Raw genomic sequence first — 15,603 nt, 5'->3', positions numbered from 1 at the left:
GGCTGCTTTGGCGTTTTTGATTGCCAAGAGTTATTTTGGTTTAGGCGGTTTTCACTCCCCACGTTTATCAGGTGTCTCCCATTCCAACGTGTAGGTGCATAGCAGAATTTCTAGCCGTCCAACCCTCGCTTGATTTTGGGCCCTCGGGAAGCGTTGTTGCGCCCATTCTAAGCCTGAAGACAAGGATTGTAGGAGACAGGCAATCGAAAGAGTTTACAATATGTTCAGGAAGTATGGGGCCTGATGTCATCCTATTTTGAACAGACAGCTTCTGGCCAAAACTTGTATCGAATTTGTGGTAGCTGAGCGCCGTCAAAATTCGGGAGATCATAAAGACATCGATCAACCACGGCTACCTCCTCACTGGTAAATTCGAAGACTTTCCGTGTTTTATAAAATTGATCCAGCGTATAGTAATCCCCTGAGGTTGGCCTCTCGGCCACCGCTGCCTGAAGTGCTTTGAAGACGGCGGTATCAGTTCCTGGGATACGTCCGTTGTTGCGGGTAATGCACCATTTTATGATTTCGGCTACCCCATACATGCTTAAATCAATTTTCTGCTTTTCTTCGGCCATGATTTCCTCCTTACAAACAGACAAAAAGACAAGGGACCTCTATAACATAAAGAGAGTCGAGTCATCCAGTGTGCGAAGGTCATACTTTTCAAAACTGCCTTTGGCAAAGTCTGTAGCCTGGTAGAAAAAAGAGGATTTCTCGGGCTACTAGCAGGTTTTACATCATTTGGAAAAATCCGTATACTCAAGGCGCTGGGCATGGTTTATCCTGCATTTATAATTGCACCCTCTCAACCCACACATTCTGGAGAAAGGCAAGAAGAATTGTATTCCAGTCAGTCTTTGTGGGCTCGACTTGTCATTCTTCTGGGTCTTTTGGACCTCCTGTCTTTGGTCGGTTGTCCTACGCGTGAAGAGTACAATCCTCCTGATCTGATTTATCATTATTTAGATATTCCGGTCGGTAAAAACCCTACGTCAATCCGAGCCAGTGATTTTAACGGTGATGGGTTTACGGATTTGATTACCAGCAATATTCAGGGAAATTCCCTATCACTGCTCTTGGGAAAGGGGGACGGGAGTTTTGAGGACCAAAAAACGATTTCTGCCTGTCAGGAGCCAAGGAATGTGGCGGTGGATGATTTTAATCTTGACCACGTGCCGGATTTCGTTGTGGCGTGCTCCGGGGATAATCATGCTCTCGTGTTTTTGGGACAAGGCGATGGCACTTTTTTGCGTGGGGCCCAATACCTGGTTCATCGTACGCCAGTGAGTATTGCCACAGGAGATTTCAATGAAGATTTTCTTCCTGATTTAGTGGTGGCCCTCCGCAACGACAAAATCCAAATCCTGTTGGGGATGGGGAACGGCAAATTTCGATTGGGACCATTATATGAATATGGAGATACGCCTACCTCTGTGGCTACCGAGGATTTGAATGGGGATAACCATTTGGATCTGGCCGTGTCTAATGGAGGGCCGATGAGTCATGCGGTATCGATCTGGCTGGGCTTGGGGGATGGCACCTTCCAAGCTCCAACTGACTATCGTACTGGCAAGCGGCCATTGGGAGTATCCTTTGGAGACTTTAATACTGATCGAGCCATAGATCTTCTCGTGATTAACGGTGAAATGAACACAATTACCGTGTTTTTAGGAAACGGGGATGGAACTTTTCAGGAGGGAAGGGAATCGGGCGGTGATGCCGGACCAAATTATGGAGTGGCTCAGGATTTTGACGGCGATAAAGTTCCGGATGTGGCCGTTGCCAATATTCAATCCGGAAGTATTTCGTTGTTATTTGGGAAGGGTGATGGGACCTTTCATTATCCTCCAAGAGATTATCCCACTCCGCATGCCCCCTTTGCTTTAACCACCCTATCGATTGCCACCGATCGGGGGGAAGAACCGGGATTGGCGGTCGTGAATAATGCTTCAAGTAATGTCTCTATTTTTTTACATCATGGGTTGAATATCCGGAAGGGCCAACTCCCGGCAACTCCTTCTTGAATTCTTCTTCAAATGTGATGTTCTTGACACCCGATTTCTGCAATGTTTACAGTACCTTTGCCTTTCAGACGGAGGCGTAACGCCGGTCCAAAGCGTGATTCAGCCTCGTGAGGAGAATGTGCGAACTTTTGGCTGGTGGTTTGGAATGGGGTCTCTGTTGACCCTAGCTGTTTTGCTTGTTCAGGGAGGCATGAGAGACCTGATTTATGGTTCGTCGTATTCTGGGACGTGGGAAGGAATTCTCTCCATGGGACTGACGGTTTTAGGAGGTGGAGTCATTGCGGGCTGTGTAGCGGTGATTCTAAATCGACTTCGCTAGATAGCCTGGATGATTCAGGAAAAAGACTAAAAGGGACTGTAATCCCTGTTTTTTGGGATTGGCAGGAAAAAGTGGGGATTGTCCCATCCGCTCATCGTGAGTATCTAATCCAGGAGTAGGTTTGTATCGATATGACGTGTCTTAGATGCCAAGGAACTATGCTGGTTGAACGGCAGTACACCAGGATGTCACGCCGGTTCAACGCAAAATGTATCAATTGTGGATTTTGGTTTGATTTAGCAGATGTGTTGCGTTTTTTTAAGCGCGTTCTCGAAAGCGGTTACAACGGTCAAAAAATTCGTGAAACCCTCTAGCCTGTCTAAACCCTCCCGCCTTACTTTCAACGTAGCAACTCATAAACCTATGAACTGATTGAGTCTCTGTCTGGTCTCTGTGATGTGGCAAACCACTGAGTGGATTCTAAGGATTATGCCGTGGTGTAATGGGTTTTTATTTCGGATGGCATAATTTAATGTCCTGATTTTTGCAATAACGTTCCTTTTCTCTCTCAATCCTTTATTCCACATTTTGATCACACCTTGGACTTTGGCAAAAACCTGTAATCCCTTAACAGAGGAGCTTTTTCAATTATCCTTTAGCTAATTCTTTGAGGGTTGTGCGGATGAGATCTTCGAGTTCGTACGCTTTGTCCAATTTAGCCGTCGCGAGATTCATGGCTTTTTTGACTTCGGGGGCGCGATATCCCAAATTGATGAGGGCGGAGGCGGCTTCCTCCTGGAGAAGGTTGGTCGGTTCGGTCGGAGTTGGCGAGAGTTTGTGGGAATCCTGAAGCATGATGCGATTGGTTTTGTCTTTTAACTCCAGAACGATTCGACTCGCCGATTTTTTCCCAACTCCGGGAATGGAACCTAAGGTTTCAAGATCACCGTTTTCAATAGCTGTACACAAATCTGGGATGGAAAGGGTCGATAACGCACTCAGGGCGAGTTTCGGTCCGACCCCGCTGATGGTGGTAAGAAGTGAAAAAGCTTGCTTCTCTTCAGTGGTGGAAAATCCAAAAAGCTGAATGGTGTCATTCCGCAAGTGGGTGGAGACAAAAACTTGCACCGTGGAATTGATTTCAGGAAGGCTGAAATAGGTGGAAAGGGCTATAAACACATGATAGCCCACGCCCTGCACAGAAATTACGGCCTCTTGTGGGGTTTTGGAAAAGAGGGTTCCTGACAGGGAGGCGATCATGATTGTGCGAAACTCAAACTATCTGCAAATGATGAAGGGATGGTGGGGATTGTGAAGGGCAAAGTAGGAATAATGAAAGATAGAGCAGAGTGGAACCCAGAAGGCAGAGAGCCTGTCCGAGATTAGCGATCATAAGGAGGCTCTGTTTGTTTGAGTGAGGCGTTTTAAACGTTCGAGGGGAAGTTGGGTAATTGGGCGAAACGGATCTGAAAATCTGGAGAAACCCATTTCTTCCCCAGTGGATCAGTCTATCATTGGACAGCCTCCTAGGCACTTTCAGCAGCCATTTTCTCCATCAATTCGTCAGATATTTCAAAGTTGGCATGGACCTTGGACACGTCCTCGTTCTCCTCTAAAAGATCCATGAGTTTTAAGGCTTGCTCTGCATCTCTGCCTTCAAGTTGAATGTGGTTTTGTGCGATAAAGGTCACCTCGGACAGACTGGTTTCAATCTGAGCCTTCTGTATTGCTTCCTTGACGGCTTCAAAATTTGCTGGTTCCGAAATGACCTCAAATCCGTTGGGAGTTTGTTTCACGTCTTCAGCTCCGGCTTCCAGTGCCAGTTCGAATAGTTGTTCTTCTGTCACCGACTGGTTTTCGATGACCAGCAGCCCTTTTTTTTGGAATTGCCAGGCGACTGCGCCGGCTTCGGCCATCGTCCCGTTATTTTTGGTGAGAATATTTCGAACTTCGGCTACCGTCCGGTTACGTTTGTCGGTGGAAATTTCTAGAAGAAGTGCCGTGCCTCCTGGTCCATAGCCCTCTAACATAAACTCTTCGAATTGCATTCCCGGAAGCTCTCCGGTCCCTCGTTGAATAGCCCGTTTGACCGTATCGGCAGGCATATTCACTTCTTTGGATTTCGCAATAGCTTGGCGTAAGGCAGGATTGCCGTCCGGGTCGCCGCCGCTACGAGCGGCAATGGAAATCTCACGGATCACGCGGGTGAAAATTTTCCCCCGCTTGGCATCTTGTGCGCCTTTGTGGCGCTTTATTGTTGACCAATGACTATGTCCACCCATACTCGCGGTCCATTTCCTATAATTTAAGGCATCGAAAATATCAGAATGTGCCCCCGCGTGGGCTTCTATCACAGTAATTGAAAGGGAGTCAATGCACGTGGTCATGGCAGTTTGAGAGGTTTGGAATCGCAAGCAGGGTGGATTGTTGTTGTCCTGAAGAGTCTTCGAGCTATATTCTGTTCAATTGATTTTATTCTTTATCCGGTGTTAAGGAAATTAGTCATGCGTATCGTGTTTATGGGCACCCCAGCTTTTGCGGTTCCTACCCTTCAGCAGTTATTAAAGTCAGAATTTTCTGTCGTCGGGGTCGTGTGCCAGCCTGAACGACCGAGTGGGCGTGGGAAGAAAGTTCAGGTGGGGCCGGTCAAGGCCCTTGCATTGTCAAAAAATATCCCGGTGGTGCAGCCGGAAAGAATGAAGGATCCCAAATTACTGGAAACTCTTCGAGCATGGGAGCCTGAAGTGGTGGTGGTTGCTGCGTTTGGCCGAATTTTACCCAAACCCATTCTTGATCTTCCCCTGAAAGGATGCCTGAATGTGCATGGGTCCCTTCTTCCGAAGTATCGGGGTGCTGCACCCATTCAATGGGCTGTGATCCAGGGAGAGGTGAAGACCGGGGTTACCATTATGCTTATGGACGAAGGGATGGACACGGGAGCTATTCTTCAACAGGAAGAACTTTCTATTGGGCAGGACGAAACCTCAGGGGAGTTAGCTCCACGAATGGCTCAGGTTGGGGGAGACCTTCTGGTCAGGACTCTACGTGGATGGATCGAGGGCACAATGCCCCCTATCCCCCAAAATGATACGGCGGCGACTATGGCGCCAATCTTAACCAAAGAAGATGGGTTGCTGTATTGGGAGCGGCCGGCGCGAACTCTCGCCAATCGCATTCGCGGACTGTCGCCCTGGCCTGGTGTGTATACTTTCCTGGAGGGTGAACGATGGGGGATTTGGAAAGTCCAGGTTGAAGATCAAGAACCAGGTATCCGGAACACTCCCCATGACATTTCTCAGGCCCCAGGCACCATTACTGACATCACGAAACAGGCCATCCGTGTCCAAACTGGTCAGGGAAGTTTGAATCTTTTGGAGATTCAACCTGAAAATAAAAAACGCATGCACGTTTCTGACTATATAGCCGGGCATCGAGTTACCATCGGCATGACCTTTTCAATGGGGAAGCATGACGATTTGGCGGTGTAATCATGTGATTTAAATTTGTGGCACCGGCAGAGTTCTGGTGCCAGGCGTTTTCATATGACCCGTTTTGGTGGAAAAGGATCCAATGATGACCGATCAAACCTCAGAGTTATTGGCCTATATTCAGAGTCAAATAGAGGAAATCACCACTATTCACGCACAGGCGGAGAAGGCCCTCAATGCGGTGCAGGGAAAAGACCATGTCACCAAGTGGAAGAGAAAAGTGGTGAATGGTCTAGAACCCTACGTGAGTCAGGCATATCTTCAGCACATTACCAAGGAATGGCTGGAAACCACCTATTTTGTGGGCGATGTGTTTGATGAATTAGCCGATGAAGTTGACATGTGCCGTCGACATCTTAAAAAGTTGGTAAAGGACATTCAGACCACCGGTATCCCCTGATGGCTCCTCTCCATATAAAGCGCCGGGTTGAACCCTCTCATTTTTCTCCCCGCCTATTATAATGGCACCCCTTCCTCCTTATCCGCGCAAACGGCTCGGTCAGCATTTTCTTATTGACCCAAATTTGCTTCGAAAAATTATCAATCTGGCGGACCTCCAGCCTGATGAGTATGTCTGTGAAATTGGACCGGGTGGCGGCGCGTTGACCAGATTGTTATGCCAATCGGCGAAGCGGGTGTTAGCCTTAGAAGTTGATCCCCGTATGGTGGATTTCTTGAAAGAGGAATTTGCGGAATGTCCGAACCTTGATATTCATGAACACGATGCGCTCCGCTTTCCCTTCGATCAACTACCAGAGCCTGCTGTGGTAGTGGCTAATCTGCCCTATAACATTTCAACGCCCATCATGTTTCGATTGTTAGAAGCCCGGCCTAAGATTCGTCGGATGGTCCTAACTGTGCAGCTGGAAGTCGCCAAGCGGTTAACTGCCAAACCCAATACTAAAGACTATGGTGTGTTATCCATCATGGCCCAACGCTTGGCTGATGTACGTTTCGGTTTTCCCGTTTCTCGAAAATGCTTTCGCCCCGTTCCGGATGTGGATTCGGGAGTGGTACGGTTGGATATTCGTGTTCATCAGTCTTATTCTGCTCAGGAAGCCGACCTGTTTGCTTTGGTGGTGCGGGCGGCATTTGGGCAACGCCGAAAAACCCTCCTCAACGCATTACGAGGAGCGGGTTTTTCTTTGACCTGTCTAGAAAGTGCTCAAGAGCGTACAGGTATCACCTTAACCAGGCGAGCGGAAACACTGTCGGTGGGGGAGTTTCAGCATTTAACTGAAGCGCTCAATGGCCGAATGCTGCCCTCCGATTCTTAATATCTCCAGGATTTTGTAACCTTGGCATATGCGTAAGGGTTGTTTGCTCGATAGAAACACTTATGGTAGGATTTTTTGATGAGTATCTTCCCTAGTTCAAAGTCCAAGCCAACAAAAGACCAAACCAAAGGATTTTCTGTCTTAACCACACAAGTTGTGGGAATTTTAGTCGCGACTTTAGGCATTCTTGGGTTGCTCAGCCTGGCAACCTTTTCTCCTTCAGACCCGATTCTTTTTGCCCAGCAACCTCCCTCAAATTCCATTCCCGAAAATGCTGTAGGGCTGATTGGGGCTACTCTCGCGTTTTCCCTCCTCACTGTGGCGGGAGGGGGGGCTTATGTAGTGCCATTCTTGCTCATCGTGTTGGGTTTAAGCGTCCTATGGGGCGAAAAACTTCGTATTACGTCCGGCAGTCTTCTTGGATCGCTGCTTGGTGTACTCTCTTTCAGCGCACTGCTACATCTTCGATTTTCAGACCAGCCTCAAGTATCCGACATGGATGTCTTAGGGGTAAGCCAGGGTGGAGTCGTGGGACAATGGGTAGCGGCCGGGCTCGGATCGTACCTGGCGGTCACCGGTGCTACGATCATGCTGGGGGCACTGTTACTAATTGCGTTTCTTTTGCTTGTGCCAATTTCGATTGGACAAATTGCTCGTACCCTCCTGAATTTTTTGGGACGTCTCAAAAATACTGTGGTGGAATCGGTGAGGGAACGAGACTGGTGGGTAGCAGAGTCCCAACCAAAAATGAATAAAACGATTCGAATTAATCGTCAATTGGCTGCTCGTGGTGGTATTGGTGCGATGGTATCAGAAACTTTGGAACCCAAGCCCAAGTTATCCAAAATAAAAAGAGATGATTTGCCAGCTGCAATCGATATAACGCCTACTCTCCCACTCATTGAGGAAGTCGACGACACCTTTATCTCTCGCAAGAAAATTTCAAAGTCCTATCAAATGCCTTCCCCCACCGATCTGCTGGATACTCATGCAGCGCGTGCGGCTCATCAGACCGATGCGGTGTTAAAATCTCAGTCCGAAGTTCTTGTGAACACGTTGGCAAGTTTTGGGATTGAGGGAGGTGTCACGGATGTGCATCCTGGACCGGTGATTACCATGTATGAGTTTGCTCCCGGTCCCGGCATCAAAGTCGCCCGAATTGTGAATTTGGCTGATGACCTGGCCATGGCGTTAAAAGCCCTAAAAGTTCGGGTGGTGGCTCCTCTCCCAGGAAAATCCACCGTAGGTATTGAAGTGCCGAATCCCCAGCGGGAAACGGTTGGATTGAAAGAGATGTTGACATCAGAGGCGTTCACCCGGGCCCGCTCAAAGCTGGCCTTGGCCTTAGGGAAAGATATTTTTGGGCGACCGGTTGTGACGGATCTTCGTACTATGCCCCATTTATTGGTGGCGGGTGCTACAGGGTCAGGAAAAAGTGTGGGGCTTAACTGCCTGTTATTGAATATCTTATTTACCGCCCATCCCGACGAAGTGAAACTCCTGTTAATTGATCCCAAAGTGTTGGAATTGCAGGTGTACGATGGGATTCCCCATCTCATTCGCCCGGTTATCACAAATCCCAAAGAAGCGGCTCGTGGGCTGGGGTGGGTCGTACAAGAAATGGAGCGTCGTTACCAGGTGTTAGCGGAATTGGGTGTTCGAAATATTGATGCCTATAATAAAAAAGTTACCGATTCTCAGGAGACGGGTTCTCCACTTCAAACCGTAAAAAAGCTGAGTAAAGGCCAATCGATGGATGTGGAGGAAGGGGCCCCCCTGCTGGAGTCTTCACAGGAAGAGCGGGTTTTGTTGCCCTACATTGTGGTGGTCATTGATGAATTTGCCGATCTGATTATGGTGGCGCCTAAGGATATTGAAGATCGCATAGCGCGACTCGCTCAGATGGCCCGTGCGTCAGGCATTCATCTTGTCTTGGCGACTCAAAGACCGTCAGTTGATGTTGTGACTGGATTGATCAAGGCTAATTTTCCTGCACGTATCGCTTATCAGGTTTCTTCCAAGATTGATTCCCGGACCATTTTAGATGCGAATGGAGCAGAAAGTCTTTTGGGAAAAGGTGATATGCTGTTTTTATCCTCCGGCACCGGTGGCATTAATAGACTGCACGGTCCTTATGTCTCGGATGAAGAAGTGCGTGGGGTTGTGGAATGGGTTAAATCTCAAGCCACTCCCGTCTATGACCCCGTGGCCCTAGAGTCCGTCCAGGAACCCTCGGTGGATGAACAGGATCGCGATGAGACCTATGAGCGGGCAAGAGAATTGGTGATGACCACAGGACAGGCCTCGGCCTCGTTTATTCAGCGTCGCTTGCGTGTGGGGTATCCCCGAGCAGCCCGGATGATTGAGCAAATGGAGGAGGAGGGTCTGGTGAGTGCTCCAGGGCGTGATGGGAGACGAGAGGTTCTTGCTCGAAGTACGGTTACATCGGAGATAGGATGATGTCATTGCCGGTTCTGCGAGGGGCCATCTTTCTAGGCATTATTTGCTTTATGATGCCTGTATCCGATACCTCGGCCGCATCTATGGAGGATATCGTTGCAAAGGTTGAGGCTCGTTATGCTCAGACAAAGGATTTGCAAGCTGACTTTGTCCAGGAAACCATTTTTGAGGGATTTACGACGGGGTTTACCTCTTCAGGGCGACTCTATTTAAAAAAACCTGGATTGCTCCGATGGGATTATCTTCACCCATCGGAAGAGCAGATTTATGTGAAGGGTGATCAGGTCATGATGTATGTCCCTGAGCATCAGCAGGTGGTCAAAGGGGCGCTTACGCAAATGGCCGCGTCCAAGGGTCCTCTAGCTCTTTTGCAGGGGGCAGGAAATCTCTCTCAGCAATTTACGATTCTGGAATCCGTAGATGGCTCGAAAGATAATGAAAAGTTCCCTAGTCTCACCCTAGTCCCTAAGCCTGTTGGCCAAACGCCTCCAACTATCAAGAAAATTGTGCTCAAACTCTTTCCTGATACGTATTTTATTCAGGGTATTACCTTGTTTGAAGTGAGCGGGAATATCTCTCATGTGATGTTTGACCACATTCAGGCGAATACGGGTCTTTCGTCCAGTCAGCTGACTTTCGATGTTCCGCCGGATGTTGTGGTGGTCGAATTACCCTGATTTCAACATTCAGGTCTGTCGTTTTAGATGGTGTTCTCGAATAAGGAAAAGGTGGAAAGAAATGGCTGAACGCATCTTGGTTGTAGATGACGACAAGGGAGTTCGGGAAGCCCTGTCAGAGTTCTTGCTATCATTGGGTTATACCGTCGTCATGGCCGAAAATGGTGAAGAGGCCCTGAAGCAATATCGTAAGGGGGACTTTGACGTAATAATGGCGGACTTGATTATGCCCAATATGGATGGCATGGAATTGTTGAGGCGTATCCGGGAGATCAAAAATGATGAGGTAATTTTTCTGATGATCACTGGACATCCCTCCATTGGCACAGCTGTGGAGGCTATTAATCGCGGGGCCGATGATTATATTACTAAACCCTTCCATCTCGAGGACGTCAGGTTGCGGGTAACGAAAGCGTTGGAAAAACAAACCCTAAAAGGCCGCTTAAAAACAGCTCAAGGCTTGGCCTGGGGTTTAATGTTGTCCATTCCTCTTTGGCTCTTATTGGGGATAATTCTGGTTATCCTGTTCAAAGGATAAGTCGCTGTTTCCTCCAGTGGTTTTTGTGTGGTCATGGCTCAATCGCCAATCCCAAATTCATTGTGAGCCTGTTGTCGTGGTCCATGCGGGTCTTACTGTGTGTTTTGGGTATTGTGGTGTTCAGTGCAAGCTCTCTTCAGGCCATTGGCGGCCACATCACTGAAGATCCCACCAAAATTTTACAGAAATATCTTTCCCTCGATAAAAAAGGCGTTCGGTTGGAGGCGCATTCATGGCAGGTGGTGAGACCCTTTGTGGCCTGGCTGGAGGAACCGGTCTGGGGGCACGTAGTCGTGATTTCTGGATATGATGTGGTGGACGATGTGTCGCAATGGGAAGTTATTGATGGGCTAGAGGCCAAAATTCCCATAATTTTCGAGGTGTTAGGCACGATGCACTGGGAACGTGCAACGTTTGTGACCAATCCACATCGTGAAATACAATATTTTCATCTGAAGGCGGTTGGGGACCGGTGGCAAATTGTTGGGCCTCAATTGCCTCCACATGTGGGCCGTCAACGTCTGGTCGATTTTGTTCGTTGGGCGGAGTTAAATGAATCTGGGCCGGAAAGAAAAAATCTGCTCAATTCTTTGATACAACAAATAGAGCTTACAAATGAGAAAGATATTCAAAAATGACTACATGGCGTGCGGAAGTGTTGTTCTTTGACTTTGACGGAACTTTGATCGATTCGAAAATAGATATTGCCACCTCGGTAAATCTGACGCTGAGGGATTTGGGATTGGCCTTACGATCGCGGGAAGAAATATTTAGTTTTGTGGGTGACGGGGTGAAGCGGCTATTGCGGTTATCGGTGGGGGAAGAAAATTTTGATCAATATGAAAAAGCCTTGGAGATTTTCCGGAGACATTATCTAGAGCATTGCATGGAAACCACACGGTTTTACCCTGGGATTTGGGAAGTGCTTCATCATTATCAGGACCGAAGAAAAGCTATTGTGACCAACAAGTCCTTAGAGTATACCCTTTCAATTGTGGATGGGTTACATGCCCAGGATCTCTTTCATCATGTCGAAGCTCCTCGGGATACGATGGAATTGAAGCCAGAACCTGTAATGTTGTTGCGGGCACTTGAGGGATTAGGCGTCGATCCCTCTGATGCGGTGATGATTGGGGATAGTACGAATGATGTTCGAGCAGCCCAGGCGGCGGGCATTCGAGCTTGTGCCGTAGGGTATGGGTATGGGAATCGAGAAAAAGTTGCAGCATTAGGGCCTGATTTTTATTGTGAAAATCCGAAAGATCTTCTTGGGTTGTTTTAATTCCTCCCACCTCTAATTCATTTCTGCGAGTGACAGCATACAGTAAAAGTGGCTTGGTCACCCCGTGATTTTTTAGTTGTGGCTAACCCAGGAATTCTTTTATGATCCATTGAGATTTTTGATGGCTAGGAACATTGTTGATTAATAATCACGAGAAGAGGTCCTGATGGCGCAGCCGGTTGTTACCTGTTTGGATATGGAAGGAGTGTTATTTCCTGAGATCTGGTTAGCTTTGGCGGATAAAGTTGGCATACAAGAGCTACGTCTGACTACCAGGGATGTTGCGGATTATGATGTCTTAATGAAAAAACGACTGGAAGTCCTGAAAGCGCATCGCATTACTCTTCGGGATATTCAGGAAGTTGCCAATACGATTTCTCCCCTCCCGGGCGTTCCTGATTTTATTGCCTGGCTGCGTGAACGATGTCAAATTATTATATTGTCGGACACGTATTATGAGTTTGTCGGATCACTTATGAAGAAGCTCGAATTTCCTACAATTTTTTGCCATACATTGGGAGTTGATTCCCATGGGTTTATCACGGATTATTTCTTACGCCAACATGATCAAAAGCGACATGCTGTCAGTGCGATGAAAGGTATCGGGTTCAGAGTCTTGGCGGGAGGAGACTCCTATAATGATGTTTCGATGTTAAAGGAAGCCGACGCCGGATATTTTTTCTGTCCTCCTGATTCAATTATCCAGGAATTTCCCCAATTCCCTGTAGCTCGTTCGTATGCAGAATTCCAGGAGCACCTGGGTCGGGCAGGCGGCTTCCCTTCCTGACACCTGGTCATGCTGGGTAGTTTTGAATTCCCTTCCCCCATGTTTCGTTCAAGAGGCTTCTGGCTAATGCCAAAATATATAGAGGGTTTTCTGAGGGGAAGCATTGTTGCGTTTCCAAATTGTACTTGCTAGATGTATGGCGTTTTATGAGTGGCTGAAGAAGTGTACTGATAATAAAGGGGAAAGAGGTTCAAAGAATCATTTTTGAAGAAATAAGAGATGTCATCCTCAAAAAATTGCCAGAAATTTTTTCTGGATCCTCTAGGGCTGTTGGCTGCAAAGTTTTTATGCCAAGAGCACTGACAAACTTGAAAGGAGCATTTACATGAGGGTCTCTCGCATTCGCCTGTCTCTAATGGTATTGGTATTACTCTGTCTCTCTACCATAACCGGCTGTCTTGGGAAGCGGGAATGGCAATACCCCCCGGCCTCTACGGGATCATTTCTGAACGAAAAAGCTGCCGCGCCAATTTCGGCAAAAGCCATTGTTCTTCCCTTAGAAGATTTGAGGGGAAATGAGGTAAAAGAGGAATATTGGAAGGCCGCCATCCCTCTTGTTCCCTATGGAGACACACGATATCAACGCCCTGAGGCCGTACCCAACCCTGAAGAGGTCGATGTCGTCAAATTTGATCCGGCTAATGATCTGGCCCAATCCATCGTTGCGGAATTAAAGCATGCAGAAATTTTTTCCTCGGTTGATTTTGCCAAAGATGAAGGACAACAACCGGCGGATTTGGCATTTCGAGGTCGTCTCCGTTCTACTGACTGGAACCGTCGATTGTACTCGTATTTATTAGCTCCCGTGGGAGTGGTTTTTTGGATGTTAGGCCTTCCTATGAGTGAAACCACCACTGCTCTGGAGCTTGATCTTCGATTAACCCCCCTGAATGATCCGTCGAAGGTGTTATGGAACATGACAATGGAATTCGAAGGGAAGCAGCTTGATGGACCATATTATGGTCTTGAGAATGCTGTCGAAAGTTATCCTGAGGCTATGCAAGAGGCCTTAAAGCCCGCAATTGCAGATTTGATTGGCTTGGCCAACGAAGACCCAACCCGGCTAATGCCACGCTAAGTGATTGAAATTATTGCCATGTGAGGTATCGAGAAAAAATATGAAATATCTGGTTGATATTTGGTAAGCAGAAGATTATTTTAAGCTTCAGGGATTGAAAAAACGGCCGATAATGATTAGGAAACACTGACATCTTGCAAGGACGTTCGTTGTCGTCTCCCATGAATTCATGAGATATTTTTCTTTCATTCAAGAATTCAGGCACTTGGTGGCATTTTTATATGGAAGAAATGGTCGTAATGGTGACGGTAGGTTCTGAGGGAGAGGCTATAGGACTGTCAAGGATTTTGGTGAAGAACGGATTAGCCGCCTGCGTCAATATCATTCCAGGCGTGCGATCAATTTTTCATTGGGATGGGAAAATTGTAGAGGAACAGGAATTTTTGCTACTGGCAAAAACTGTGAGACGGTCGTATGACCAATTGGTTTCCATGGTGAAAGCCAATCATAGTTATGAAGTTCCTGAAATCATTGCACTCCCTATTCAGCTTGGGAGCGAAGAATATTTAGCCTGGATTCGAGATGCAACCAAGAGTCGAGTCGGCATGACTGAAGAGTAAGGGGAATTATTTTTGGGTTTAATGTCTGCATGAATGAAAACTTTTATGCTCTTAATTTTATAATTTGGGTGAATTATGAAAGAGTCTGAAGATACGTTGACGGTCATAATCTTTCGTGGGGCCCGCTCAAATCCCTGGCGCCTAAAATTCCGAAAATCTCTTGTGAAGTATGGAATGATTGTGGGGTTAGTGTTGCTGCTCGTTCAGGGTGGGGTTATTACGCATTATGTTTACCAGTGGAGCCAACTGAGTGAATTAGGAGAAATAAAACAAGAATTAACGACCTCGCGTGCTCGAACCAGTAATTTTTCAACCGAAGTAGATGGAATGAAAAAGCGGATGTTAGCGCTGGAGAACCTTAATCGGAAGCTTCAAACCATGTTTGGGCTTGAGGCAGATGAGATTCAGGGGTTGCCTTCTGGTCTTCCTGGGCAGGGGGGAGAGGAGTTGCCATATGAGGAGATGCCCTACGATGGGGTCCAAGAGGAGGCTTCTTGGGAGTTAAAGACTTCAATTGAAAAAACCGGGACTTCCCCTGAGGTCTCTGGTTTACATTCGACCATGGACCGAAAAATAACCGAGATTAAGGCTGGACTAGAGTGGCTAAATCAACAAACTGAATTGGAAAGTCAAATTCTGGAAGAGCTTTCTGCCGCAGCCCAGCAAAAAGCTGATCAATGGGCTTCTATCCCTTCCATCTGGCCAGTTAAAGGTGCCTTAACCTCAAAGTTTGGTCCACGGGTCTCCCCCTTTACAGGTAAAAAAGCTTTGCATGCAGGTATTGATATCGGTGCTCCTACTGGTACCGAAGTTCGTTCTCCTGCCGCGGGGAAAGTTGTCGTAGCTGCCTATGATGGGCGTATGGGAAAATTTGTTCGTATTGACCATGGTTACGGCATAGAAACGACCTATGGGCATATGTCCAAAATTAATGTGAAATATGGAGATAAAGTTCAAAGAGGCGATCTTGTCGGTCTTGTCGGGAGCACGGGAAAGTTTTCTACGGGACCCCATCTTCACTATCAAGTGGCTGTGAATGATAGAGTCGTAGATCCTATTCATTACATTTTGGATTAGCCTGCCCTTTCAGGCCTTGGATATTTATTAGATATCCACAAGGTCCGTTCGTGATACTATCTTGCTACGCTTCCACTTACACCTTCTTTTGAAAAG

The 15,603-nt window shown here is 47.3% G+C and carries 17 protein-coding genes; 14 read left to right on the top strand and 3 right to left on the bottom strand.

What is annotated here, in order from left to right; all coding sequences use genetic code 11:
- Nucleotides 1-251: 251 nt before the first annotated feature.
- Nucleotides 252-575 (bottom strand): hypothetical protein, encoded by a 324-nt coding sequence (locus ACTRXD_RS12380; protein WP_442432113.1) that lies wholly within the window; start codon nucleotides 573-575, stop codon nucleotides 252-254.
- 198 nt (nucleotides 576-773) lie between these two features.
- Between ACTRXD_RS12380 and ACTRXD_RS12375 the strand changes: the two genes are divergently transcribed.
- Together ACTRXD_RS12375 and ACTRXD_RS12370 are read left to right on the top strand one after the other, a co-directional pair.
- Nucleotides 774-2,024, top strand: a complete 1,251-nt coding sequence (locus ACTRXD_RS12375) for an FG-GAP repeat domain-containing protein (protein WP_442432112.1) — start codon at nucleotides 774-776, stop codon at nucleotides 2,022-2,024.
- 190 nt (nucleotides 2,025-2,214) lie between these two features.
- Entirely contained in the window at nucleotides 2,215-2,343 is a 129-nt protein-coding gene (locus ACTRXD_RS12370) for a hypothetical protein (RefSeq protein WP_312742168.1), read from the top strand.
- A gap of 588 nt (nucleotides 2,344-2,931) precedes the next feature.
- On the opposite strand, the gene ruvA is transcribed toward ACTRXD_RS12370, so the two are convergent.
- Both ruvA and ACTRXD_RS12360 read right to left on the bottom strand, forming a co-directional pair.
- Nucleotides 2,932-3,543: a Holliday junction branch migration protein RuvA gene (gene ruvA / locus ACTRXD_RS12365; protein WP_442432111.1), complete on the bottom strand. Its 612-nt coding sequence runs from the start codon at nucleotides 3,541-3,543 to the stop codon at nucleotides 2,932-2,934.
- Nucleotides 3,544-3,809: 266 nt separating this feature from the next.
- Nucleotides 3,810-4,565, bottom strand: a complete 756-nt coding sequence (locus ACTRXD_RS12360) for a YebC/PmpR family DNA-binding transcriptional regulator (protein ID WP_442432110.1) — start codon at nucleotides 4,563-4,565, stop codon at nucleotides 3,810-3,812.
- Nucleotides 4,566-4,787: 222 nt separating this feature from the next.
- Here ACTRXD_RS12360 and fmt point away from each other — a divergent pair, with 222 nt between their 5' ends.
- The 12 genes from fmt to ACTRXD_RS12300 all read left to right on the top strand — a co-directional run bounded on the left by fmt (nucleotide 4,788) and on the right by ACTRXD_RS12300 (nucleotide 15,507).
- Complete coding sequence (gene fmt, locus ACTRXD_RS12355) at nucleotides 4,788-5,771, top strand: methionyl-tRNA formyltransferase (RefSeq protein ID WP_442432109.1); 984 nt, start codon at nucleotides 4,788-4,790, stop codon at nucleotides 5,769-5,771.
- Between the two features lie 82 nt (nucleotides 5,772-5,853).
- Nucleotides 5,854-6,171, top strand: a complete 318-nt coding sequence (locus ACTRXD_RS12350; RefSeq protein ID WP_312742161.1) for a hypothetical protein — start codon at nucleotides 5,854-5,856, stop codon at nucleotides 6,169-6,171.
- 61 nt (nucleotides 6,172-6,232) lie between these two features.
- Nucleotides 6,233-7,048: a 16S rRNA (adenine(1518)-N(6)/adenine(1519)-N(6))-dimethyltransferase RsmA gene (rsmA, locus tag ACTRXD_RS12345; protein ID WP_442432108.1), complete on the top strand. Its 816-nt coding sequence runs from the start codon at nucleotides 6,233-6,235 to the stop codon at nucleotides 7,046-7,048.
- A 78-nt stretch (nucleotides 7,049-7,126) separates the two neighbouring features.
- The gene (locus ACTRXD_RS12340; RefSeq protein WP_442432107.1) at nucleotides 7,127-9,508 is read left to right on the top strand and encodes a DNA translocase FtsK 4TM domain-containing protein; all 2,382 of its coding nucleotides are present in this window, start codon (nucleotides 7,127-7,129) and stop codon (nucleotides 9,506-9,508) included.
- Nucleotides 9,505-10,185, top strand: coding sequence for a LolA family protein (locus tag ACTRXD_RS12335; protein WP_442432106.1), 681 nt, complete (start codon nucleotides 9,505-9,507; stop codon nucleotides 10,183-10,185). The genes ACTRXD_RS12340 and ACTRXD_RS12335 overlap by 4 nt, the downstream gene beginning before the upstream one ends.
- A gap of 61 nt (nucleotides 10,186-10,246) precedes the next feature.
- Nucleotides 10,247-10,723 carry a sigma-54-dependent transcriptional regulator gene (locus ACTRXD_RS12330; RefSeq protein ID WP_442432105.1) on the top strand — a complete coding sequence of 159 codons (477 nt, stop codon included), beginning with the start codon at nucleotides 10,247-10,249 and terminating at the stop codon, nucleotides 10,721-10,723.
- 71 nt (nucleotides 10,724-10,794) lie between these two features.
- Complete coding sequence (locus tag ACTRXD_RS12325; protein ID WP_442432104.1) at nucleotides 10,795-11,361, top strand: hypothetical protein; 567 nt, start codon at nucleotides 10,795-10,797, stop codon at nucleotides 11,359-11,361.
- Nucleotides 11,358-12,005: an HAD family hydrolase gene (locus tag ACTRXD_RS12320; protein WP_442432103.1), complete on the top strand. Its 648-nt coding sequence runs from the start codon at nucleotides 11,358-11,360 to the stop codon at nucleotides 12,003-12,005. Before ACTRXD_RS12325 ends, ACTRXD_RS12320 begins: the two co-directional genes overlap by 4 nt.
- A 166-nt stretch (nucleotides 12,006-12,171) precedes the next feature.
- Entirely contained in the window at nucleotides 12,172-12,792 is a 621-nt protein-coding gene (gene thrH / locus ACTRXD_RS12315; RefSeq protein WP_442432102.1) for a bifunctional phosphoserine phosphatase/homoserine phosphotransferase ThrH, read from the top strand.
- Nucleotides 12,793-13,117: 325 nt separating this feature from the next.
- Nucleotides 13,118-13,870: a hypothetical protein gene (locus tag ACTRXD_RS12310; RefSeq protein ID WP_442432101.1), complete on the top strand. Its 753-nt coding sequence runs from the start codon at nucleotides 13,118-13,120 to the stop codon at nucleotides 13,868-13,870.
- 221 nt (nucleotides 13,871-14,091) lie between these two features.
- Nucleotides 14,092-14,430: a divalent-cation tolerance protein CutA gene (gene cutA, locus ACTRXD_RS12305; RefSeq protein ID WP_442432100.1), complete on the top strand. Its 339-nt coding sequence runs from the start codon at nucleotides 14,092-14,094 to the stop codon at nucleotides 14,428-14,430.
- A gap of 189 nt (nucleotides 14,431-14,619) precedes the next feature.
- Nucleotides 14,620-15,507 carry a M23 family metallopeptidase gene (locus ACTRXD_RS12300; RefSeq protein ID WP_442432099.1) on the top strand — a complete coding sequence of 296 codons (888 nt, stop codon included), beginning with the start codon at nucleotides 14,620-14,622 and terminating at the stop codon, nucleotides 15,505-15,507.
- The last annotated feature ends 96 nt before the right edge of the window (nucleotides 15,508-15,603 follow it).

It is taken from the genome of Nitrospira sp. T9 (genome assembly GCF_052156535.1).
GTDB lineage: Bacteria > Nitrospirota > Nitrospiria > Nitrospirales > UBA8639 > Nitrospira_E.
The sequence above is the reverse complement of the archived record's forward strand: the minus strand, read 5'-3'. Positions and strand labels throughout refer to the sequence as shown.